Source organism: Proteus sp. G2669 (assembly GCF_009915245.1).
Taxonomy (GTDB): domain Bacteria; phylum Pseudomonadota; class Gammaproteobacteria; order Enterobacterales; family Enterobacteriaceae; genus Proteus.
This window is the reverse complement of sequence record NZ_JAABLX010000055.1, coordinates 472,339-496,145: the sequence shown is the minus strand read 5'-3', so window position 1 is coordinate 496,145 and position 23,807 is coordinate 472,339. Positions and strand designations below refer to the sequence as shown.

21 protein-coding genes are annotated in these 23,807 nt (G+C 36.8%); 8 read left to right on the top strand and 13 right to left on the bottom strand.

Going from position 1 to position 23,807, the window contains the following annotated elements; genetic code table 11:
• Positions 1 to 7: 7 nt before the first annotated feature.
• Both GWI68_RS19810 and yebS read right to left on the bottom strand, forming a co-directional pair.
• A complete protein-coding gene (locus GWI68_RS19810) occupies positions 8 to 2,326 on the bottom strand; it encodes an MlaD family protein (RefSeq protein WP_166541395.1) in 2,319 nt (772 codons plus the stop codon).
• Positions 2,268 to 3,536 carry a membrane integrity lipid transport subunit YebS gene (gene yebS / locus GWI68_RS19805; protein ID WP_109408640.1) on the bottom strand — a complete coding sequence of 423 codons (1,269 nt, stop codon included), beginning with the start codon at positions 3,534 to 3,536 and terminating at the stop codon, positions 2,268 to 2,270. Before yebS ends, GWI68_RS19810 begins: the two co-directional genes overlap by 59 nt.
• A 266-nt stretch (positions 3,537 to 3,802) precedes the next feature.
• Here yebS and GWI68_RS19800 point away from each other — a divergent pair, with 266 nt between their 5' ends.
• The 5 genes from GWI68_RS19800 (at position 3,803) to htpX (ending at position 10,752) form a co-directional block, all read left to right on the top strand.
• Positions 3,803 to 4,300 carry a GAF domain-containing protein gene (locus GWI68_RS19800; RefSeq protein WP_166541394.1) on the top strand — a complete coding sequence of 166 codons (498 nt, stop codon included), beginning with the start codon at positions 3,803 to 3,805 and terminating at the stop codon, positions 4,298 to 4,300.
• Positions 4,301 to 4,395: 95 nt separating this feature from the next.
• A complete protein-coding gene (gene proQ, locus GWI68_RS19795) occupies positions 4,396 to 5,088 on the top strand; it encodes an RNA chaperone ProQ (protein WP_166541393.1) in 693 nt (230 codons plus the stop codon).
• A gap of 19 nt (positions 5,089 to 5,107) precedes the next feature.
• Positions 5,108 to 7,168, top strand: coding sequence for a carboxy terminal-processing peptidase (gene prc, locus GWI68_RS19790; RefSeq protein ID WP_166541392.1), 2,061 nt, complete (start codon positions 5,108 to 5,110; stop codon positions 7,166 to 7,168).
• A 936-nt stretch (positions 7,169 to 8,104) separates the two neighbouring features.
• Complete coding sequence (locus tag GWI68_RS19785) at positions 8,105 to 9,457, top strand: OprD family outer membrane porin (RefSeq protein WP_109408644.1); 1,353 nt, start codon at positions 8,105 to 8,107, stop codon at positions 9,455 to 9,457.
• A gap of 416 nt (positions 9,458 to 9,873) precedes the next feature.
• A complete protein-coding gene (htpX, locus tag GWI68_RS19780; RefSeq protein ID WP_109408646.1) occupies positions 9,874 to 10,752 on the top strand; it encodes a protease HtpX in 879 nt (292 codons plus the stop codon).
• 85 nt (positions 10,753 to 10,837) lie between these two features.
• Here htpX and GWI68_RS19775 read toward each other — a convergent pair whose 3' ends face one another.
• From GWI68_RS19775 to hxpB, 4 genes are all read right to left on the bottom strand, one after another.
• Positions 10,838 to 11,701, bottom strand: coding sequence for a hypothetical protein (locus GWI68_RS19775; protein WP_227336788.1), 864 nt, complete (start codon positions 11,699 to 11,701; stop codon positions 10,838 to 10,840).
• A gap of 146 nt (positions 11,702 to 11,847) precedes the next feature.
• Entirely contained in the window at positions 11,848 to 13,239 is a 1,392-nt protein-coding gene (locus tag GWI68_RS19770; protein ID WP_072070396.1) for an L-cystine transporter, read from the bottom strand.
• 242 nt (positions 13,240 to 13,481) lie between these two features.
• The gene (locus tag GWI68_RS19765; protein ID WP_109408648.1) at positions 13,482 to 14,048 is read right to left on the bottom strand and encodes a metal-dependent hydrolase; all 567 of its coding nucleotides are present in this window, start codon (positions 14,046 to 14,048) and stop codon (positions 13,482 to 13,484) included.
• A gap of 307 nt (positions 14,049 to 14,355) precedes the next feature.
• Entirely contained in the window at positions 14,356 to 15,024 is a 669-nt protein-coding gene (gene hxpB / locus GWI68_RS19760; RefSeq protein WP_109408649.1) for a hexitol phosphatase HxpB, read from the bottom strand.
• A gap of 199 nt (positions 15,025 to 15,223) precedes the next feature.
• Here hxpB and GWI68_RS19755 point away from each other — a divergent pair, with 199 nt between their 5' ends.
• A complete protein-coding gene (locus GWI68_RS19755) occupies positions 15,224 to 15,763 on the top strand; it encodes a YniB family protein (protein WP_109408650.1) in 540 nt (179 codons plus the stop codon).
• Positions 15,764 to 15,891: 128 nt separating this feature from the next.
• On the opposite strand, the gene GWI68_RS19750 is transcribed toward GWI68_RS19755, so the two are convergent.
• The 5 genes from GWI68_RS19750 to GWI68_RS19730 all read right to left on the bottom strand — a co-directional run bounded on the left by GWI68_RS19750 (position 15,892) and on the right by GWI68_RS19730 (position 20,428).
• A complete protein-coding gene (locus tag GWI68_RS19750; RefSeq protein ID WP_166541391.1) occupies positions 15,892 to 16,764 on the bottom strand; it encodes a fructosamine kinase family protein in 873 nt (290 codons plus the stop codon).
• A gap of 154 nt (positions 16,765 to 16,918) precedes the next feature.
• Positions 16,919 to 17,776 (bottom strand): metal ABC transporter permease, encoded by an 858-nt coding sequence (locus GWI68_RS19745; RefSeq protein ID WP_036937443.1) that lies wholly within the window; start codon positions 17,774 to 17,776, stop codon positions 16,919 to 16,921.
• A complete protein-coding gene (locus GWI68_RS19740) occupies positions 17,773 to 18,684 on the bottom strand; it encodes a metal ABC transporter permease (protein ID WP_166541390.1) in 912 nt (303 codons plus the stop codon). The genes GWI68_RS19745 and GWI68_RS19740 overlap by 4 nt, the downstream gene beginning before the upstream one ends.
• Before the next feature lie 2 nt (positions 18,685 to 18,686).
• Complete coding sequence (locus GWI68_RS19735) at positions 18,687 to 19,574, bottom strand: manganese/iron ABC transporter ATP-binding protein (RefSeq protein ID WP_109408653.1); 888 nt, start codon at positions 19,572 to 19,574, stop codon at positions 18,687 to 18,689.
• Positions 19,571 to 20,428: a metal ABC transporter substrate-binding protein gene (locus tag GWI68_RS19730; RefSeq protein ID WP_227336951.1), complete on the bottom strand. Its 858-nt coding sequence runs from the start codon at positions 20,426 to 20,428 to the stop codon at positions 19,571 to 19,573. Before GWI68_RS19730 ends, GWI68_RS19735 begins: the two co-directional genes overlap by 4 nt.
• 631 nt (positions 20,429 to 21,059) lie before the next feature.
• On the opposite strand from GWI68_RS19730, the gene GWI68_RS19725 reads away from it, so the two are divergent.
• Positions 21,060 to 21,731 carry a transglycosylase SLT domain-containing protein gene (locus GWI68_RS19725; RefSeq protein WP_166541388.1) on the top strand — a complete coding sequence of 224 codons (672 nt, stop codon included), beginning with the start codon at positions 21,060 to 21,062 and terminating at the stop codon, positions 21,729 to 21,731.
• On the opposite strand, the gene GWI68_RS19720 is transcribed toward GWI68_RS19725, so the two are convergent.
• Both GWI68_RS19720 and GWI68_RS19715 read right to left on the bottom strand, forming a co-directional pair.
• Positions 21,728 to 22,441: a MarC family NAAT transporter gene (locus GWI68_RS19720; protein WP_166541387.1), complete on the bottom strand. Its 714-nt coding sequence runs from the start codon at positions 22,439 to 22,441 to the stop codon at positions 21,728 to 21,730. The genes GWI68_RS19725 and GWI68_RS19720 overlap by 4 nt on opposite strands.
• A 99-nt stretch (positions 22,442 to 22,540) precedes the next feature.
• Entirely contained in the window at positions 22,541 to 23,137 is a 597-nt protein-coding gene (locus tag GWI68_RS19715; protein WP_166541386.1) for a GNAT family protein, read from the bottom strand.
• A 266-nt stretch (positions 23,138 to 23,403) separates the two neighbouring features.
• Here GWI68_RS19715 and GWI68_RS19710 point away from each other — a divergent pair, with 266 nt between their 5' ends.
• A complete protein-coding gene (locus GWI68_RS19710) occupies positions 23,404 to 23,742 on the top strand; it encodes a tRNA-binding protein (protein WP_166541385.1) in 339 nt (112 codons plus the stop codon).
• Positions 23,743 to 23,807: the final 65 nt, after the last annotated feature.

Genomic DNA, 23,807 nt, shown 5'->3' with positions numbered 1-23,807 from the left:
TCTTATTTTATGGCTTTGGTATCGCAGTTCCCCATTCATCCCAATCTTTAGGCTCTTTTGCATTTAAAATGAAATTCTGTTCCTGTTTCGCTTTTGATTGTAGTGGCGTGGAAGGTGGCGTTGCAAATGTAATACCTCCACGTATAAATTGTTTAAATGTCCCACTTCGTATAACGCCACCCGTTAAACCAAAGGAGAAGTTATATCCAGAAGAGAGCCAGAATTCGGTATTATTTCTAACAAGGTATTGATATTTTTTACTAATTCGAATGTGAATTAAGACTCTATCAGACATGTTTCCTAACTCAAGTCCCGTCACAGCACCAACTTCAAGACCTCGATAATAAATAGGCGTACCAATTTGTACTGAGCCAGCTTCTGTGGCATTTAAGACAAGATTTAACCCATCAAGATAGCGAGAGTCTGTAATGTTAGATGTTTGAAGTTCAAATTGACGATAAACACCACCATTACCAGGTTCTGCTTTAATGTATGGCTGAATTAGGGAGTCTAGGTTATCTAATCCTGATGCTGTTAGCTCTGGTGTGACAACAGCAAAGCGACTACCTGATCTTGCAAATGTTTTTACATAATCAGGGTAGAGTACTGCTGAAACCGTCACAGCTTTTCTATCTGGCGAGAGGATCAGTGATTCAACCTGACCAATATCAATGCCTAAATAACGAATAGGCATGCCTTCAGAAAGCTTACTAGCATCGTAAGTTTTTAAAGTGATTTGAGCACCAATAGCCCTAGCACTGGTTTCTGATGAATAGAGTTTGTAACGTGAGGCGTTATTGTTGATATTTTCAAAGTTATCGAAGCTAATAGCGCCTTTTAAAGCTCTATTTAATGGTGTCGCTTCAACGGTTAATCCTGAACCATTGACGGAAACTTTTGCCGCACCTTCAGTCCAGAAAACGCTTTTTTCAGTAAGAAGGTGGCGATATTGTTTGGAAATATAAACATCAATATCAAACTCATCAATTAATGGTCTGACATCAGTGATTTCACCAACTTGAAATTGATGGTAAAGCACGACAGAGCCTTTTTGAATACCCGGAAGGCTGGAGGCTTTTAACGTTAATGTCACTGGTAATTCATTACCATTGATGCTTGCTTTAGCAAAAAAATCATTGCGATACAGACGGTACTGCTCTTTAGGGGTACCTTTGTTACCTTGAATAAGATGAATACCGCCTTCAAGCCATTCTTGAGGAGAAGCACCTTGAATATCAATACCATTTAAGCCCATATTGACGTTTATTCGGCTATTGGCAACAAACTTGCTGTCCTCATAAATATAATGTTTATATTCAGGGGCGATAATAACATCGAAGATAACACCATCATCACTTATATTACGTTGTATGACTTGGCCAATAGTTATGCCTCTAAAGAGAATAGGTTGTCCTGCATCGACGCCCCAACTTTCTTCACTAGTTAGAGAAAGAATTAATCCATCTTCACCATATATTGCTTTACCCGCCTCAACAGAGGTAGCCGATTGTAAAACAAACTGCTGGTTTTCTTGTGCTGGTTGACTGTTTTCTGGGGAGTCAAAAGCTATCGCACCGTTAATTAAAGCAGAAACACTTTCCATTTTAACGGACACGCCACTTTTTAAATTAAAATTACCTTGGAATCCAGATACATTCCAAAAATGGCTGTCTTGACGAATTAAATGTGAATATTGTTTATCAATACTTAATTCAATAAAAACGCCTTGGTTGTCAGGGCGAATTGCGTAGCTATAAACTTTCCCTACGGGAACTTGGCGGTAATAAACTTGAGAGTCAACATTGAGTGATCCCAGTTTATCTGCAGTTAAGGTAATTAATTGCTGGTTTTTATCAATATTTGCTTGAGGGCGAACTTCTTGAGCAATAAATTTAAACTGCTTTTCACCATCACCGGGTAGCATACTGATGTAGTTACCACCTACTAAAGCATCTAGCCCTGATACACCTGATAGGCTCGCTTTAGGTGTAACAAGCCAAAATTGCGTATTTTTCCGTAATGCAGAAGCAAGATTTTTTCGTACATCAGCTGTCACAATAACTCTGCGTAAGTCATCGCTTAAGGTGATATCTTTAACTATTCCTACATCAACGCCTTGATAGCGGATTGGTGTTCTACCAGAGACAATCCCTGAAGCAGATTGAAAATCAATCGTAATTTGTACGCCTTTATCTTGCCAATGTTGGAAAAGCAACCAACTTGCAATAAAAATGGCGATAACAGGGAGTAGCCAAAATGTCGAAATTCTACGCTTGCGGCGTATTTGGGCTTGTGTTTCCTGAGCGTCGTTTTCTTCGTGTTGCATAAGTATCCCATAGTAAACGACTATCCAACCATTCAACGGCAAGGATAGTAAGAATAACCGCAGTACCAAAATAAAAAGCTGCTGGGCCCATTGTGAACGTCATCAGTTGATCTCGATTAATTAATGACATCATCAGTGCGATCACAAAGAGATCAAGCATGGACCATCGTCCTATCCAAGAGACAAAACGGTATAATTTCATACGTAATAGAGGGTGAATGTGAGAATCAAAATGAATACTCAACAATAGACCCAACATAATAATAATTTTGAAAAAAGGCACAAAAATACTGGCAATAAAAACGATAATAGCAATAGGGGTATTACCTGAATTTACCAAGGCAATGACGCCAGAAAAAATGGTATCTTCGGTACGTTGGCCATTTAAATAAAAAATAGAAATAGGCAATAAATTTGCAGGTAATAATAAAATAATCGCTGCAATTAATGCTGCCCATGTTTTCTGCAAACTCATTGGTTGTCTTGGGGTGTAGCAAGATTTACAACGTGGGCAATGTGTTGAAGGCATTTTTTTAAAATGATAATGGCAAGCATGGCATGTTGCTGGGCTTCGTTGGATCTCTTTTTGTGGATAAAATTGTTGCCAAAGTTGGTCCATATTAATATTAATCAGCATCAATAAGCTTAGTAGCATTAAAGAAACAAAAGCAATTAACCCATTGCCAATATAAACCGTGGCATAATCACCTAATTTTATTGTTGCAACACCCAGCCCAATCAAATAAACATCTAGCATTACCCATTCTTTTAATTTGCCAAGCATTAAAAGTACTGGACGTAAATTTAAACGTAAACGCGCACCTAAATGAAGATACAAAATAGCAATAGGGAGACTAAGTGGGGCGGCGACAGCACAAAAGAGAACCATAGTTGCAGTAAGAGGAGAGCCTTGCTCTGACATCATACGAATACCATCAAGCACGTTGGCGGTTATCATTGTGCCCAATAAATGGATTTTGATTAATGGTTGAGTAAATGCAATAGATGCCAAGATTAGCATTGTAATCGACAAAATAAGTAAGCGAGTTAGTGACCAGTCTCGATAAGAGGCAAGTTTAGCTTGGCAACGTGGACAGTACGCATCTTCTCCACGCTTAAGCGCAAGGGGAAGTGCCACAAGATGGTCACATTCTTGGCAGCGTATTGATTTTATTTTGTTAATTGCGATATTGTTCTCAGTGTTGCTCATTAATTCGCCTAAGTTAGCTTTCTTAAGAGTTATCGTTTGATTAAGCTAAAAAAAAGTACCTATACTCAATGGTTCACAAGTTATCATTTTTATTATATTTATGCCTTTCATTTTACAATAATAAGAGTCTGATTTTTTTTGTAGATGTTAAGGAAGTTTTATCGTTTTTTTACCCAATTCTTGAAAATGGAGTATTCAACCTCAAGATAAAATAGGCTAAATTACGAGTATGTTATCTATTTTAGTTATGTAAATAGGGTTTAATGATGCCAAATTCGCTTTTTTATCAGGAACTCACTGATAATTTGTCAGCCTTGTTGTCTGGTGAAAATGATCTTATCGCATCACTTGCTAATACCAGCGCACTTCTTTTCGAGAAGTTAGATACGATAAATTGGGTTGGGTTTTATCTTAATGATGGTGATTCATTAGTTCTTGGTCCATTTCAAGGTAAAATTGCTTGCGTCAGGATAGGTTTTGGAAAAGGAGTTTGCGGAACTGCATACTCCGAAAACAAAATTTTAAGAGTGGATGACGTTCATCAATTTAGTGGACATATTGCTTGTGACAGTGCAAGTCAGTCTGAAATTGTTCTACCTCTAGAGGTGAATGGACAAATTATAGGCGTTCTCGATATTGATAGCCCTATTTTTAATCGTTTTGATAAAAAAGATGAAAATGGGCTTAAAGCGTTGTGTGACGTGCTCTGCGAGCATTTAAAAACTTGTCATACAGCAAAATATTGTGAATTTTGTGTAAGTTAACAGGCGTTTGCCATAGAAATTGTTGGCAACACTATTATAATGTCGCTTGTTCATGCCTGCGCTGGTTGGCAAAACCGTTGTAATCAGGAAATTTCATGGAAAATCAACCTAAGTTGAATAGTAGTAAAGAAATCATCGCTTTTTTAGCTGAACGTTTCCCTAAGTGTTTTATTGCTGAGGGCGAAGCTCGCCCTTTGAAAGTTGGCATTTTTCAAGATCTTGTTGAAGCTCTAAAAGATGAAGCTGAATTAAGCAAAACACAGTTACGTTCCGCATTACGCTTATATACCTCAAGTTGGCGCTACCTTTATGGAGTTAAAGAAGGGGCAAAACGTGTCGATTTGGATGGTAATGACTGCGGCGAACTGGAAGCTGAGCATATTGAACATGCTCGTACACAATTAGCAGAAGCCAAGGCGCGCGTTCAAGCTCAAAGAGCTGAACAACGTGCTAAAAAGCGCGAAGCTGAAGGTGATAAGGAGACCAGTAAACGTCCGGCAGCGAAAAAGCCAAATAATACGCGTCGTCAGACACCTAAAGAAGGTGAAAAACGGCAGCCTCGTCCTCAAAAAGCGGCTCAAGCTCCTCGTAAAGCACCACGCCAAAATACTGAAAAGTTAATTCCAGTAACAGACACATCAGTTCTTACTGTTGGTCAATCGCTGAAAGTTAACGTCGGTAGTAGCGTGATGAATGCGACAGTGCTAGAGATAGCAAAAGAGGGTGTACGTGTACAATTGCCTAACGGTTTGGCAATGAATGTACGCACGGAACATTTAAAGTTCTGATACGGAGGCCAACCAGAGCATGAACAAACTTTTAAATGTGGCTTTTGCAATCGGATTAACATTAACAGGTACTTCTGTTGTGATGGCTGAGAAACCAGCCACTCCAGCAGTGGCAACTATTGATCAGTTACCCGAATTAAAGCAAGAGCCACAACACTCTACTGTGAGCGAGCGAGTTACCTCTCGTTTTGAACGCTCTCATTATCGTCAGTTTTCGCTAGATGCGAGCTTTTCTGAAAAGATATTTAATCGCTATCTTAATTTATTAGACTATAGTCACAATGTATTGCTTGCGTCTGATATCGCCCAATTTGATAAAGAAAAAACTAAAGTGGGTGAATACCTGAAAAAAGGTGAGCTTCAACCCCTTTATGATCTCTTCAATTTAGCGCAAAAAAGACGTTTTGAACGTTTTCAATATGCGTTAGATCGTATCAATAAGCCAATGGATTTAACTGGTCAGGATAAGTTTGAGTTAGATAGAACGAAAGCACCATGGCCTCAAACTCAAGCTGAATTAGATAAGCTTTGGGATGAAAAAGTTAAATACGATTGGTTAACACTGAAATTATCTGAAAAAACAGACAGTGAAATTAAAGAAACGTTGACCAAGCGCTATAAAGCCGCTTTGCGTCGTCAAACACAAAGCCAAAGTGAAGACGTTTTTCAAATTATTATGTCGGCATTTGCCCGCGAAATTGATCCACATACCAGTTATTTATCACCAAGAAATACAGAAGCATTCGATTCTGAAATGAGTCTTTCATTAGAAGGCATCGGTGCTGTATTACAAATGGATGATGACTATCCTATGATCAACTCGATGGTGACCGGTGGACCGGCTGCAAAAAGCAAAGAGTTGAAAGTTGGTGATAAAATTATTGCTGTAGGCCAACAAAATAAACCGATGGTAGACGTTGTCGGTTGGCGACTTGATGATATTGTTGCCTTGATTAAAGGTCCAAAAGGTAGTCAAGTTAAGTTAGAAGTTATCTCTGATGAGAAAGGCGCTAAACCAAGAACAATCACGATAGTGAGAGAACAGATCCGTTTAGAAGACCGAGCTGTTAAATTGACAGAAAAAGTCATCAATGGTGATAAAGTCGCTATTTTAGATATTCCAAGTTTCTATGTTGGTCTAACTAATGATGTTAAAACTCAATTGCAAAAAGTAGCAAAAGATAATGTTTCGTCATTAGTTATTGATTTACGTGGTAACGGTGGTGGTGCTTTAACTGAAGCCATTTCACTGTCAGGATTATTTATTCCAAGTGGTCCTGTGGTGCAAGTTAGAGACAATAATGGTCGTGTACGACAAGATTTTGATAGAGACGATGTTGTTTATTACAAAGGCCCATTAGTTGTTATTGTGAACCGTTTTAGTGCTTCAGCTTCTGAAATTTTTGCGGCAGCCATGCAAGATTATGGACGTGCTTTGATTGTTGGTGAACAGACCTTTGGTAAAGGAACAGTTCAACAATATCGTCCTTTAACACGAGTTTATGATCAAATGCTTAGCCCTGATTGGCCAGGTTTAGGTTCAGTACAATACACTATCCAAAAATTCTATCGAATTAATGGTGGTAGTACTCAGCTTAAAGGGGTAACACCTGATTTATTATTACCAAGTTTTGATAGTGCTGAAATGGGCGAGAGCTTTGAAGATAACGCATTACCTTGGGATAGTATTTCTCCTGCTAGTTATCAGTTATCTGAATACTCAGATAAATTGAAAACAGCATTAGCACCATTAACGGAGCAGCATACTAAACGTATTGCAAGTGACAGAGAATTCTCATACATTTTTGATGATATTCAACGCTACAATGATGCTAAAGCAAAAGGTGAAGATAAATTTGTTATCCTGAATTTTGCTGAAAGAGAGAAAGAAAACAAAGAGCTAGAAACCATTAAATTAAATCGTATTAATGAGCGTTTTAAATTAGAAGGTAAGCCTTTGTTAAAATCACTTGATGATTTACCTAAGGATTATGAAGGGCCAGATCCTTATTTAGATGAGACCGCGAAAATTGCAGTTGATCTTTCAAAGGTACTTAAGCCGAAAAAACTATTAAATTAAGTTATCAATTATAAAAACTGATACTTAAAGTTACCCCAGTAGTTGGATAGCCAATTACTGGGTTTTTTTTATATTTAAGTACATTAAGATATAAAAAAGGTTTTGCTAACCAATGTTTATCAAGCAAGTTACTAGGCGTATTTTAAATACATTGGCTATATTTTGGAGCTTAGAGCTTTTATCTTCTTGTTTATTTATTCTATAAAGTTACCCGTAATATAAATAATTATTAATATATGGATATTTAATTTAACTTTGTTTCGCTTAATTTTTAATCTGAAATATATTTCTAATAAGTTTATGAGGTAAAAAAGATATTAAATTAGCTTTTAGATAAAAATTTCTTCAAATGATGATATGTAATTGGTTTTTTATCTAGTAAGTAAAATAAAAAGGTAAATAAATTATTTATTGTGATTATTCTCACGTTTTATGGTTTACTTATTGCAATAAATGTAACATGTTGTGACAATGATCGCTTAAATTGACATAAAATTACTATAGCATACAGATCATAGAAATTTAGTGTCACTTTGAGACATTGATGCAACAGCTAAAAACTTATCTAAATAATGGGTTGTTTTTATTCTATGAGTTCAAAATGTATTATCAGAGTCACATGTAAAAACTGAAATATCATATTTTCAGGAGTGGTCTTTCTACGTAAGGAATAATAACTAAAAGGCAAATAATCTATAATTTGCTTAAAGGATTTTTATTGCTAAAAAATGAATAAATACAAATGTGGTGTGCAGTGAGATAGCCATATTGGATTTTTCATGCCTAAAAATAACTTTAGTATTTGAAATGTATGTAACCAGAAATTTAATCAAGGGTTGTTTTTTTAGCTAAATATAAGAATGGTGTTTTGTTGAACTTGTTGAATATAAGCCAATATAAATCAACTCAAATATTTGTTAACCAGGTTGACTTAAAATGAAAGTAAAAAGAATAGTATTGTTTATGTTGTCCCCTTGTTTTTTAGCTGTTAGCGCCGCCAATGCTGGAAATTGGGAAGACTCTATTAAAGAGAGCGCATTTGTTTCCGACTCTGAACTTGAGCTTTCTACAATTAATATGTGGAAATACCTAAAGACAGAAAACCGTTTCGATAAAAATGAACAACGTTATAGAAAACAAGTTGCTAATGCTTGGGGGCAAAACTTTCAAGCAGATTTCAGATCTGGTTATTTAGGTGGCATCCTCGGATTTGATGTCTCTTATTATGGTGGTATCAAATTAGGTGCAAGTAAAGACTTCGCCTCCCGTGCAATTTTATATAATGATGATGGCGATGCAAAAGGCTATAACAAAATTGGTCAGCGCTTTGCAAAAGTTAAATTTGATTTAGATCCTGTTTTAATTAACGGTAAAGCAGGTTGGTTTACGCTGAAAAATACGGGTATTTTTACTAACTCACAGCGCTTATCATTAAACAGCTATAATGGCTATGCTACCAACACAGCAATGGGTGATTGGAGCTTAGATTTACTGTTTCTTGACGGTAAAGTAATGCGTCGTGATAGTCCAAATATCGACAGAATGTATTTCAGTGATGGTAATGGTAACAGACACAACATCGATCATGTATTAACTGGTGGAATTAACTATAACTCCAAACCGTTAAAAGTATTTTATTTCTATGGCCAAGCGGATGATGTATTCCGTCAGCAAGGCTTAGAAGCAAAATATAAATTAACCTCAGACGTGACTATTGGTGGTGTTGTTTATTATCACGATTATGGTAGTGATGGTAAACGTACATTAAGTGATGCCAATAAAGGCAAGCGTAACTTTGATAATGATGCATGGCACTTTGCAGGTACGATGGAATGGCGAATTCCTGAGTCACCATGGACATTGCGTACTGGTGTGACTTATACCGATGCTGAGAAAGCAAATGGTGTTGGTCAATTTGCACGTAATCCAATTGGTAATACTCGTGGACGCTTTAACTCACCAGCTTACGCTGATATTGACTATGTACGTGATGGTGAGGTTATGGGTGCGTTGGAAGCCGAGTACAGAATTAGTAAAGAGCTGTCAGTTGGTGCACGTACTAACTATAGTGAGTTCAGTTATTCAGGTGAAAGATTAAAACAAGGACAGTTTGGTTTATTTAGCTATTGGAAACCAACAAAAAATCTTTCTGTTTCTTTAAGTGGTGGTATCGGTTGGCACCACCAGCAAGAAAACGATTACACCACACCAAAACTGTATGATGGTCATTCACAACGAGCACATTCATTATCAGGCTCTATGACAACCACATATCGTTTTAAAATGTAATTAGTTTATAGCTTAATCACGCTATTGCTTGTCTTATGTGCACGATTTGTATTACTTACAAGTCGTGCACAAAGAGCATAGCTACAGTGAGCTCGTCGATAATAGTGTTCTGTTTATATGCTAATCTCTTCCACTTTTTTGTTGATAGATTAAACGTTATAAAGCCTTCTCTGGAGCTTATCTCTTTAGATAAATAATACAAAAAGTTGTCCCGCCCATTTTTGAACACTCATCTCTTTCCAGTTTTAAATAATGCCCAATAAGTGGGTAATTAAATCCTATTTATTTATCAAAATGTAAAGTTATACTGTTTTTAGTATTAAATACGTTAAAAGACTTGATAAAATTCAAAAAAGCCTTATTTATAAGGTAGTTTTTGCAATGTGATAATTAGATAAAATAGGAACAGTATCAATATGATGAGAATTGCGTTATTCCTTTTAACAAACTTAGCTGTAATGTTTGTTTTTGGGATCATCTTATCTTTAACAGGTATACAAGGTCGCAGTGTTCAAGGTTTGATGATCATGGCGGGTTTGTTTGGTTTTGGTGGTGCATTTATTTCACTGTTAATGTCAAAATGGATGGCATTACGTTCAGTGGGTGGTCAAGTTATCGAAAACCCAACTTCAGAAGTAGAGCGTTGGTTATTAGATACGGTAAGACGCCAATCTGAACAAGTCGGTATTAAAATGCCACAAGTGGCTATTTATGATGCACCTGATATCAATGCGTTTGCGACAGGCGCTCGTCGTGATGCTTCGCTGGTGGCTGTAAGTACAGGGTTATTAGCCAGTATGAGTCGTGATGAGGCAGAAGCGGTTATTGCTCACGAAATCAGCCACGTTGCTAATGGTGATATGATAACTATGACCTTGCTTCAGGGGGTTGTGAATACCTTCGTTATCTTTATTTCGCGTATCATTGCACAATTCGTTGCTAACTTTATTTCGAGTGATGAAGAGAGTGAAAATAGCAATGGTAACCCATGGGTTTATATGGGTGTTTCAATGGTACTGGAAATTGTGTTTGGTATTCTGGCGAGTATTATTACCATGTGGTTCTCTCGTTATCGTGAGTTCCATGCAGATGCAGGATCGGCAAAACTTGTTGGCCGTGAGAAGATGATTGCAGCATTACAACGTTTAAAAACGAGCTATGAGCCACAAGAAGAGAGCAGTATGATGGCTTTCTGTATTAATGGCCGTAATAAGTCATTCAGTGAATTATTTTTATCTCACCCACCATTAGATAAGCGTATTGAAGCACTGCGCAATGGTGAGTATCTAAAATAAAAATATTATAGGCGATAAATTAACGCCAATATTTAAACGCTCAATATGAACAGTATTGGGCGTTTTTTATGGAACATATTGATATTTAATCTAAATATTCCCCAAAATAAGCCACGGTTTTTTCCTCATCAATCTTGAGCTTACCTTTCCATCCCGCCCATGGCATCTCCATATCAGAACGTCCTTTAGTGTTATTAAGCTGATCCTCTGCAATGGTAATATCACCGAAATTGGCCCAGCTATTTAAAGATAATGAAATAAAGGCATTGGGAATAACACCTACTAAAGCAAGTGAGTGCAAAATACCCCGCTTGGTGTATTTATCACCAGAAATTAATTTAGCTTCATTTAACCTTTTTTCAAACTTACCCGGAGTTTCATCTTCAGGGGCGTTACGTAATAAATGAAGTAATTGCTTAAAGGTCTGTTTGTCTGCCTGCGTTGGACTTACGGGAGGGACTGTTAGTAAGTGCTTTAAATTCAGATAAGCATAAGAGGGGTTGCCAGTATAAGAATTACCGTAATAGAGACAATATTGAAAATAACTATCATTAATATGTTTTTGTTGGTTTCTATCACTACAAATCCAACAACAGGCATATTGAGGCTTTTCGTCATAATTATGTAGTGGTAAATTTTGTAATTTATGAAAAGCACCTAAAACAGAACGTCCTCTAAGATAGCTACCACCCACACCAGCCACAAATGCATCTAAACAACGTTTTTGAGTGAGTAACGGATTGTTTTTTAAGCTATGTAATTGATTCATAACATCAGAGTGATCCGCAAATTTTTCAATAATATTAGGTTGCCAATTGGTCGCTAATAATATGTTTTTTTCCTTTTCTGAAAGAACATCAAGATGATAAAGAGAAACTTGGCGTTCAGGATCATACTGGCTGTTTTCATACTTATAGAGTTTTCGCAAAACTCGCATAATTTTTTGCACGATTTTACCTTGTTATATTTATAGATTTTTCTATTGATATTGGTGAATGATATAGATGGAAGATATGTAACTTAATATAGATACAAATAGATACAAAAAAAAGCCAGTTCAAATGAACTGGCTTGATCAATAGAGGTAGATAAAGTTTATTTTACTGTAAGTTCTGTTTCTTCATCTTGATTGAAGACTGCTTTATCCGTTTGTCCCATAATTTGGCTGGTGATTGTACCTGCTGTCATTGAGCCACTGACGTTTAATGCGGTACGTCCCATATCAATTAATGGCTCTACAGAGATTAATAGGGCAACTAATGTTACAGGTAAACCCATTGCAGGCAGAACGATAAGAGCTGCAAATGTGGCACCACCACCAACGCCCGCAACACCTGCAGAGCTGACGGTTACGATAGCAACTAAAGTGGCAATCCACATTGGATCTAATGGGTTAATACCTACGGTTGGTGCAACCATAACAGCGAGCATTGCAGGGTAGATACCTGCGCAACCATTTTGGCCAATCGTTGTACCAAAAGATGATGAGAAGCTCGCGATAGATTCTGGCACACCTACACGTTTGATTTGTGTTTCAATATTTAACGGGATACTTGCTGCACTTGAACGGCTAGTAAATGCAAATGCTAATAATGGGCCCGCTTTTTTGAAGAATTTAACTGGATTTAAGCCTGTAAAACTAACGAGTAATCCATGAACCACAAACATTAAGCCAATAGCAACATAAGAGGCAACAACAAAGCTTCCTAATTGAATGATGTCGTGCATATTTGAGCTGGCTACAACTTTAGTCATCAGCGCCATAACACCATAAGGAGTTAACATCATAACAATACGAACTAGCTTCATGATCCATGATTGTAAGCAATCAATCGCAACTAAGACTTTTTCGCCACGAGGCTGGTCTTCTTTGAGTAATTTCAGCGCAGCCATACCTAAGAAAGTAGCAAAGATAACAACGCTAATAATCGATGTTGAGCTTGCACCTGTTAAGTCAGCAAATGGGTTTTTAGGAATAAACGACAAAATAAGCTGAGGCATGGTTAAGTCAGAAACTTTACCCATGTAATTTTGTTCAAGTGCAATTAAGCGTTGTGCTTCTTGTTCGCCTTGTACTAAGCCTTCTGCGGTTAAACCAAATAAATTGGCGATCACAATACCAATTAATGCAGAAATGGCAGTGGTAAATAATAAAGTACCAATAGTTAACCCACTGATTTTTCCTAGTGAAGATGCTTGATGCAAACGAGCAACAGCACTAAGAATAGAGGCAAATACTAATGGCATAATGATCATTTGTAATAGCTGAACATAACCATTACCCACGATATTAAACCAAAGAATAGATTCTTTAATAATAGGATCGTGTGAGTCATAGAATGCGTGTAGTGCTAATCCAAAAGCAACACCAAAAACTAAACCAACAAGAACTTTCTTTGAAAGGCTCCACTGACGTTGACTTAATTTAGCCAAGACGAGTAATAACACAACAAAGACGAGTACGTTAATGATTAACGGAAAATTCATCTTAACTCTCCAACGAGATCTTTATTTATATAATTTCGACGATTGTATGCGATATGAGTTCTTAGATAGTAAGAAAGGATATAACAGCATCAACTCGTTATAGGGTAACAGGATTGTTAATAACTTTTTATAATTAATTATTCTTTTATATAATCGTTTAGTTATAAAGACAAGAAAATAGGCATAAAAAGATGTAAGAATTTATAAATAAATAGAGAAACGTAGGGTTTTGTCAGGGGGTGTTAAAAATTAGTGCGCTTGTCGTGGTACATCTGTAACCAGTTATTGACTTGCGAAGGCAATGTAACAGTAAGGTGTGGTGGCAAAAAAAGTGCGCCTACAAGAATAAGGACGGAGATAAAACGTTCACCTTTTTTATTATTTTTTTTACCTAAAATAGGTAGCGCAAAGCGCATTTTTAGAGGCCATAGGAAAGGAACACCTGCTGGGGTTAACATGTCGGCAATGAGATGGCTAAGATAACCAAGTAAAAGAGCATGAAAGATATCGGCTGAAATTTCCCAGCGTGGTGAAACTTGGGTTTCCCATAAAATCGCTAAACCACAAAATGCGAGTAGGCTATGAGTGAAACCTCGGTGGCCGCAAAGTTTTGATAAGGGAAGAGAAATAACACGGAACAATCGCCCAAGGATAGAGCCTGGATGATCTAAGTCTGGTAAAAGTGAGCCTAATAAGACAGCAGGGATCATGTGAAACCAATCACCATGAGCAAGAGCTGGCGTTATTTCAAGTTTCTGTGCTAACACAAGTGTTGCAACAGAAAAAAGTAAATGTCCTTCTGCGGTCATTCCAAGTCTGTTTGTTTGCTGTTCATTTATACAGTGATAAAGTATAAAAGGTTTTGATGATAACTAACAGACAAAAAAGATAAAAATTGCCTTAAATATTAAGTAATAACAGAAATATTTTATTTGATTGATTTAAAAACGATCGAATTTAGGATAAAAACCTAAAAGGTGGAATGGGAGCTGGTGGCATTAAGGCATATAAGTAAGAAAACGCCAAGAGTAAAAAAGTAGTATTGAAGAATAAAGTGTTAGAAGCAGAATAAAAGGGATATCGAATAAAGCAAAATATCCCTTTTATTGATGGAAACTAACCTAATAAATGTAGTTGTGTTAACTCATTAAGAGAGGCAATTTTCACATCAGCTAAACCCCATTGCTTATCATTAAATTGTGTTGCTGCTGGTACAACGATAGAGCGCATTCTTGCACCTTTACAGGCAATCATACCATTACGAGAATCTTCTAATGAAACACAGTGGATTGGGTCAAGATTGAGTGCTTTGGCTGCATTTAGATAAACTTCTGGATGTGGCTTGCTGTGAGGTAATTCATCAGCAGACACGACAGCTGAGAAATAATGGCGAATATTAAACAACTCAAGCACACGTTCAAGCATAAAATCAGGAGAGGCTGATGCTAACGCAATTTTCAATCCTGATGATTTACAAAGTTCTAAAGCATGTTCGACACCGGGTAATAGTGGCTTGGTTTCTTCAACCAGTTTGACAACACGAGAAACCATTTTTTGTTTTGCTTCTTGTTTTGAAACGCCTTGCCATGGTGAGGCTTTATACCATAAATCAATGACTTCGTTTATTCTTAACCCAACCATATCGGGCATTGCCGATGAAAGGGATAAATCGACGCCTAATTCAGCAAAGACCTCATGTTCTGCTTGCTGCCAAAATGGTTCAGAGTCGATTAATAAACCATCCATATCAAAAATAGCAGCTTCAATAGGGAATTTAAAAGACATGTTACTCTCCATAAATAAGGTCTATGTTGTCGAATGGCGATTGTAGCAAGAGTTACAAAGAAAATCTTTTTAATCAGTTTCTTATTTATTTAGTAAAATAAATAGAGAGAATGGCTACTATTAATATATTGTCGTATTAGCCGTTAATTAGACTACGATAAACAGATAAATATTGACGAATTCTACTAGTGAGGATGTGATGAGTTATCAATATGCAGGATTATATGCCATTTCAAAGCGCGTTCTTGGTTGGCTTATTTTTATTCCTGCCTTTATTTCTACAACAGTGTCGTTGATAGGATTGGCTGCAATCCAACGCCCAAGTGGTGATGGTGTAAATGCCGTGATCAATGATTTTTTTCGTGTGTTAGCGGAAATGGTACAATTTAATACACCATTTTTAGGCTTCTTCTGGCGAAATTCACCTATCCCTAATACACAAATGGGATTGAGTCAGGAAAACATCACTTTCTTTGTTATTTTTCTTCTTATGTTTGTTGGGTTGGCGTTTAGTGCATCGGGATTACGAATTTATCGCCAAGTTAAGTATTTAAAAGAAAATATACAAGATCAGCTTATCATTGAACGAGCGATGAAGAGTGGCATTACCGCAGAAGAGCTACAACAAAATATCAAATTACCACGACATACTATTTTCACTCAAATTATGGTGCTTTATCTATCACCAATTATTGTCATGGCAATTGGGTATTTCTTACTGAAATTTTTAGGGTGGTAATAGTGCTTTATAATGAACGAGGATAGTTCATTTATCTAACTGAAGGGAAAATAAACCTCGCACAATGTGAGCTGGCGAGGTTATATTTTTAGCTTATTACCTGGTTTAAACTGTTTTTTTATCTTTTGTCAGGGAGTAGCTAATAAATCATCAATAATTTTTCGCGCTTCTAAGTAATCTTCTTCACCACCAAATAAATTACAACGGTTGAGGAAAAAATAGAGTTGATAAATGGGCTGACGTAATAAAAATTTTTCAGATAACGGCCAAACACTCTGATAACCATCGAAAATATTAGCGGGTACTGCAGTACAAAGTGGTAGCATCGCTATATCACATTCTCTATCTCCCCAATAGCAGGCAGGATCAAAAACTGTCCCTTCAGATTGGCCAATTGCTGCGCAGTTTTTAGGCCATAAGTTGCCATGAAGCAAAGACGGTTGTGGATTATGATCAGCTAGACGATGATGAATAATTTGGGTTATCTCATCGATATCACCAAAGACCATCCCTTTTTCTGATGCCAATTGCAGTTGAAAACCAATCCGTTTTTCAGAATAAAAGTGGTTCCAGCGTTTTTCCCAGCCATTTAGTTGGGGAGTTGTGTCGATTTGGGTATCAAAATCAAAACCATAACTAGGTTGATCTTCCCATTGGTGTAGTCTTGCTAATTGTTGACCAAAGCAATAGGCACTATGTGGTGTAAAAGGTTGAACAGGTAAGAATTCAAGGAGTAAGAAGCTGGCATCTTTGCTATTACCAATGCCAAGAACGCGAGGAGTACGAATTGTTTGGCTTTTTGCCAGCATTTCAAGTTGTTCTGCTTCATTTTTAAAATTAGGCAGAAACTCACGTAAGTTAGATTTTACAAAGACGGGTGTATCACCATAATAAATTTTCCATGTATGGTGAATATCGCCACTAGAAAGGTGAGTTTTTTCGTTTATCTTTGCTGAAAATCCTAAGTTTGATTCCAGTAAACGACCTATATTCTGCCACATACTTACACCTCGCAAAGTTGTTTACTCAGTAGACCCAAATAAAATAATAACGAGCGATGTTTATCTTATGACAATAACACTTTAATTAAATCAATAAAGTATAAAGCTAAAAAACGGGATGATTATCCCGTTTTTGCGAAGATAAAGGAGATTATCAGGCGTTCGCGGGTTTTGTTTGTCGCTTTATTTTTGCTAATTTAATCTGATTACAGAATAACGCAATAATAAAGAATATAGCTTGAGTTAGCACAATACATGGGCCTGTTGCTCCATCAATATGGAAACTAATAAATGTACCAATCACACTGGATGCGACAGAAAATATAATAGCTAGCATTATCATACGAGAGAAACTACGTGTTAATAAATACGCAGTGATCCCCGGAGAAATAAGCATAGCGACAACTAAAATAATCCCAACGGCCTGCATTGAAGCAACGATAGTTAATGCCAAAATAGACAGTAAGCCATAGTGCAATAAGGTAACAGGTAAACCGACGATCCTTGCTTGATTAGGATCGAAACAATAAAGCATAAAATCTTTTTGCTTAACTAGCATGATTGTGATGGTAATTAAACAAATAATACTAATTTGAGTTAATACATCTGGCGTTATACCCAGAATATTACCAAATAAAATATGCATTAAATGTTGGTCTGTATCGACACTGGCAAAAATAACCAAACCTACGGCAAACATACCTGAAAATACAATTCCCATCACGGTATCTTCTTTAATACGACTGTGCTCTTTTAAATAGCCTGTGGCAAACGAGCAAAACAAGCCAGAAAGAAAGGCACCGACCGTTAATGGAATGGCAGTGACATAAGCAAGCACTACGCCGGGTAACACAGCGTGAGAGATAGCATCTCCCATCAAGGACCAGCCCTTTAAAACCATATAACAAGATAAAATAGCGCAGGCGATCCCGATAATGATAGCGGCAATGATAGCCCGTTGCATAAAAGGATATTGAAATGGTTCAATGAAAAATTCAATTAGCTCATTCATAGTTTCACCTCTTCTTGTTTTGGCGCTTCTTGGGGCTGATGAGATTGTGAGATTAACTGTTGTGAGCTTTGGCGAGCACGGCGACGAGCAGCTAACATGCCGTGTTTAGGTGCAAATAAGAATGCTAATAAAAAAAGTACAGTTTGCATTGTGACAATGACGCCACCCGTTGCGCCATTAAAGAAATAGCTAAGATAGGCACCTACAGCACTGGTTATTGTGCCAATGCAGATAGCAATAATAGCAAGTCGTTTAAATTGATCGGTGAGTAGATAAGCTGTTGCGCCAGGTGTTACAACCATTGCAATAACCAGAATGGCACCAACAGTTTGAAGTGCAGCAACGGTGCAAGCACTTAATAAAGTAAAAAAGATAATTTTTAATTTTAAAGGTGATAGACCAATAGATCTGGCATGGATTTCATCAAAAAAAACTACCAGTAAGTCTTTCCAGATACAAAATAAGACGAGAAAAGAGACACCTGTAATAATAACAACTTGCCATACATCTTCATCTGCAATACCTAGAATATTTCCGAGGATGATGGTCTGAACGTTGACGGCTGTCGGTTTAAGCGAAACCAGCAACAGACCAAAGGCAAAAAAAGTGGAAAAAATAAAGCCAATAACGGCATCTTCACGAAGGCGTGTGATATGGCGAATAAATGTCATTGATAATGCAGCGAGCAAACCCGTAAAAAAAGCACCGACCGCATAAGGTAAACCTAATATATAAGCCCCCGCAACGCCAGGAACAACGGAGTGGGAAAGGGCATCTCCCATTAATGACCAACCTTTTAAAATAAGATAGGATGAAAGAAACGCACAGACAGCACCTACTAAGGCACTAACCCAAATAGCTTTCACCATATAGTTATATTCAAAAGGTTGTAGGAGTAAATCTAGCATGGCTAATCTCCTTGTTTGCGCTGACTTTGGTGCGCTGGAGTATGTTCTTTTTGATGACCATAAAAAACGGCCGCGCGTTCATCATCAGTAATTACAGTAAGTGAGCGTGGATCATCGTCATCGTGAAGATCAGAGCCCGACAAGCTAATATGACGCAATACACCGCCAAATGCGTGTTCTAAGTTCTTTTGGGTAAAGGTTGTTTCAGTTGGCCCACTATCTAATACAGTTCTATTTATTAAAATAACGTGGTCACAAAATTCAGGCACACTTCCTAAGTTATGTGTTGAAACTAAAACGAGATGACCTTCTTCGCGTAAATTACGTAAAAGTTCGATAATAGCATTTTCGGTTTTAACATCGACACCAGTAAAGGGTTCATCGAGTAATAAAACAGTACCTTCTTGAGCCATTGCTCGTGCCAAGAAAACGCGCTTTTTCTGACCACCAGAAAGCTCACCAATTTGACGATGACCTAATCCAGATAACCCTACACGCTCTAGCGATGCTTCAACAACTTCATGATCATGTTTTGATGGAATACGAAAAAAACCCATTTTTCCATAACGACCCATCATTACAACATCAGAAACAAGCACAGGAAAATTCCAGTCAACTTCTTCTGTTTGTGGTACATAAGCAATCATGTTTTGCTTTAACGCTTGTTGAATAGGATTGTCGTTTAATGTCACTTTACCTTTAGAGGGCTTTACTAGCCCCATAATGGTTTTAAACAGAGTAGATTTACCACTACCATTGATGCCGACGAGGGCACAAATTGTGCCGCCCGTGATAGAGAAACTTGCATCAAAGATAGCGGTATGACCATTGTTATAGGTGACAGTGGCGTTATCAACTGTCAACGTTGGATTCGTTTTTATTTTACTCATTGACCAAATCCTTTCGCAATTGTATCCACAGTGATAGTAATTAAATCAATATAAGTAGGAACCTCACCGCCTTCAGCGGAAAGTGAGTCAACGTAAAGAACACCGCCATATTTTGCCCCAGTTTCTTTGCTGACTTGTTTAGCCGGTTTATCTGAAATTGTACTTTCACTAAAGACTACAGGGATATTGTGTTTTCTTACTGTATCAATGACATATTTAACTTGTTGCGGAGTGCCTTGTTCTTCTGCATTAATTGGCCATAAATAAACTTCTTTAAAGCCATAATCATGTGTTAAATAACTGAAAGCGCCTTCGCTGGTCACTAACCAACGATCTTCTTGTGGTATACGAGATAATCTTTCTCTTAATGGTGTATCAAGTTGTTTAATTTTTTCTGCGTAATTTGCTGCATTTTGATTATAAATTGCTGCATTATCAGGATCGTGTTCAACAAGTGCTTTACGAATATTTTCAATATAAATTAATGCGTTATTTGGTGACATCCATGCGTGTGGATTCGGATTGTTTTTGTAAGCGCCTTCACTAATTGCCATTGGAGTGATGCCTTCAGTTACTACAACCGCAGGAACATTACGTAACTCATTAAAAAAACGTTCGAACCAGCGTTCAAGATTTAAACCATTCCATAAGATCAAATCAGCTTTTTGGGCTTTTACAATATCTTTTGGGGTAGGCTGATAATCATGAATTTCAGCACCAGGTTTTGTAATTGATTCAACAATCGCCGCATCTCCAGCGACATTTTGTGCGATATCTTGAATAATAGTAAAGGTAGTGACGACTTTAAGTTTATCTTTTGCTTGTGTAGGCGTGGTTAAAAAGACAGTTGCCATAAGGCATAAAGCCGTTAGTGAAAATTTGTTTACAGAGCGAAATATATCCATATTATTATTGCCTTATAGTTGCAGAGTTATTTTCTCAATTGATAATGATTATCAATATCATTTCAAAGAAGTCAAGTTATCTCTGTGTAAAAAGCTTCATTTGATAACGACTAGAAATAAGATAACAACATGTATTCCAACAAATGTTAAGTAGATTGTCGGGTTTTGTCACAAAAATTAACAATCGTTCGTAACTATTTGTGCAAGAGCTTATTTTTATTACTTATAAAGCTCACTTTTCCTCAAAAACCAACACTTGTTATACTTCTACAGTTTTTATAGTTCCCATAAAAACTCCTTTTAACGTAATTAATTCATATGATTTATTTTAGAATATGCAATAGCTCAATATAAACCTATTATGGCTGCTTCAATTCTGATTGAGAGATTTTGGGAGGAAAACAGGGAATAGGATAAATTTGAGATAAAACGCACACACTAGAAGTAGTAATAGATTGATTTATTTCTCGCGCTTTGCCATATTTTAACATGCATTTTTGTGTGAAAATAGAATAATATATTTCCAACTTGTTGATATACAAATATGTCTTGTACAACCCTTTATGCAAAAGGATAAAACGTGAAAGTAAAAATCATCTTTTCTTTGGCAATTTTGCTTCTTGCTGGTTGTGCTGATCATGCTCGTCAACCAATTCAAAAAGATACATCTCGATTTTTAAGCCAAAAACCGATAAATAGTCGTATTAATAATGCTTCAATATCTACGGCACAATGGAAAGCAACCCCTTTTGATAACCACATACAGCAAGCCTCTAGCCGTTATAATGTTGATGAGACATTAATTAAAGCGATCATCCAAGTTGAATCTAACTTTAGACCAGAGGTGATTAGTAAATCAAATGCAGTTGGATTAATGCAAATTAAAGCATCGACAGCAGGAAGAGATGTTTATCAAAATAGAGGAAAAGCGGGGCAACCAACAACAGCTCAATTGAAAGATCCCGCTATTAATATTGATTTAGGTACTGCTTATATTCAATTATTAAGAGAGCGCCACCTTGTTGGTATTGCTGATCCTGAAACACTTTATTACGCCACCATTCTTGCTTATGTTAATGGCGCAGGCGCTTTATTAAGAACATTTGATAAAGATAGAGATAATGCGATAGCTAAAATTAATTCAATGAGTGCGGACGATTTTTATCGTTACGTTGAAAAAAACCATCCGGCAACTCAAGCACCACGTTATTTAGCTAAAGTAAGAGCTGCTTACCATGCAGGGGATAATTAATCTGGCAAATTAGCTACGGCTTGGGCCTGTTTTAATAAAGCAGGCAAATCTGCAATAATTTCAAGAACGCCGTTAATCATAAATTGAACACCCATACAGATTAATAAAAATCCCATTACACGAGAAATAGCATCAATACCACTGTGACCTAAATATTTCATAATGCGGGTGGAGCCACGAAGTGACAGCCAAACAATCACGCTAATTAAAAAGAAGGTCGTTACAGGGGCAACATATAATACCCATTGAGCAATATCAGTACGCGAAGGTATTGATGCAGCGGTACTGATTATCATTGCAATGGTTCCTGGTCCTGCGGTACTTGGCATTGCTAAAGGAACAAAGGCAATATTGGGTTCTTTGGGATTGTGGTGAGGATTATTATCGTCAGCAATAGGATCATCAACATTAGGTGTATTAGGAAACAGCATACTAAAGCCAATAAAAGCTACTATCATCCCACCAGCAATACGAAGACCGGGTATCGAAATACCAAAGGTTGTCATTATGACGCGACCTGCATAAAACGCGATGGTCATAATGAGGAAAATATAGACACATGCCATTAAAGATTGTTGATTACGCTGTTCTTTGGTCATATTTCCTGAAAGACCAAGCCAGAGAGCAACAGTCGTTAATGGATTAGTTAAAGGTAAAAGTAAAATAAGACCAAGGCCAATAGCCTGAAAAAACTGGTAAGCAGAGTGCATGGAATATAAAAGCTCCTATAATAACAGGTAATTAAGGAGTATTTATGATAACAAATTAAACAGCAAAAAAGTTATTTTTAAGCATAATAATCTTACTGTTTATTGGTATTTCTTCATTAACCACTCTAAATGCATTTTTACTGAGAGCCAGTCATAATCAGTAATACTATAAACACATGTATCCCTTTTTTGACCGCCTGTTGTTAGTCTATGGTTACGTAAAATGCCATCGAGCTTTGCACCTAGGCGCTCAATCGCTCTACGACTTGTTTGGTTTAATATGTGAGTACGAAATTCAACAGCAATACACTGTAACTCTTCTAGCGCATATTTAAGTAATAGGTATTTAGCTTCAGTGTTAATTCCTGTTCTTTGTACTTCTTTTGCATACCACGTTGAGCCTATTTCTAACCTTGGTGTTTGGTTATCAATATTCATAAAGGTTGTTATGCCTACAACATGATTATTGGCTTGAGAATAAATGGTGAAGGGCAACATTAATCCTTTTTGCTGCAATTGAAGCTTATGTTCAATATCACGTTTCAATTCTGTCACTGAAGGAACAGTTGTAAACCAAAGCTCATTGGGTTTATCTTTTTTAATTAACTCATATAAGTCTGAATAGTGATCCATACTAAGTGGCACTAAGCGTACGAGTTTTCCTTCAAGAGTTACCCAATCTGTTATTTTTTTCATTTCATATTTTCCCTACGTTAGTGGTGAAAAGGATCGTCATTTAAGAATACTTTTTATACATAACAAATTTATGAAATGGTACGATTATTTAAATAATGGTTAAAAATACGGAAAATTATTAATAATTAAAATAGCGAAAAAAGAGAATAGGATGACTCTCTCTCAACAGAGAATGATTGTCTTGCTACAGGTGAGGTTGCATGATGCATGCTAATCTATAACTCAGTAATTAAGATATCACTGTAAATAAAATAGATTGGTAAAAAATGACAAATGTAATTGAATGGGATGATTTTCTTCGTGTAGAAATGCGTGTAGGAACGATTATTAGTGCAGAAATAAATAAAAAAGCCAATAAACCTGCTTATGTTATGGAGGTAGATTTAGGTGAATTAGGTATCAAACGGTCTAGTGCCCAAATTACGGTAAATTACACTCCTGAAGAACTTGTTGGACGCCGTATTTTATGTGTTTGTAATTTCCCTGTTAAGCGTATAGCTGGCATTAAATCCGAAGTACTAATTACCGGAGCACCAGATGAAACAGGTGCGATTGTATTAGCTGAATTTAATTCGCCTTTACCAAATGGCTCGCGTTTGGCTTAAGTTTGTTTAACATAATAATTTCCTAACAAGATACTCTTCGATAGTGATGTTCTGTTGAGTTTTGA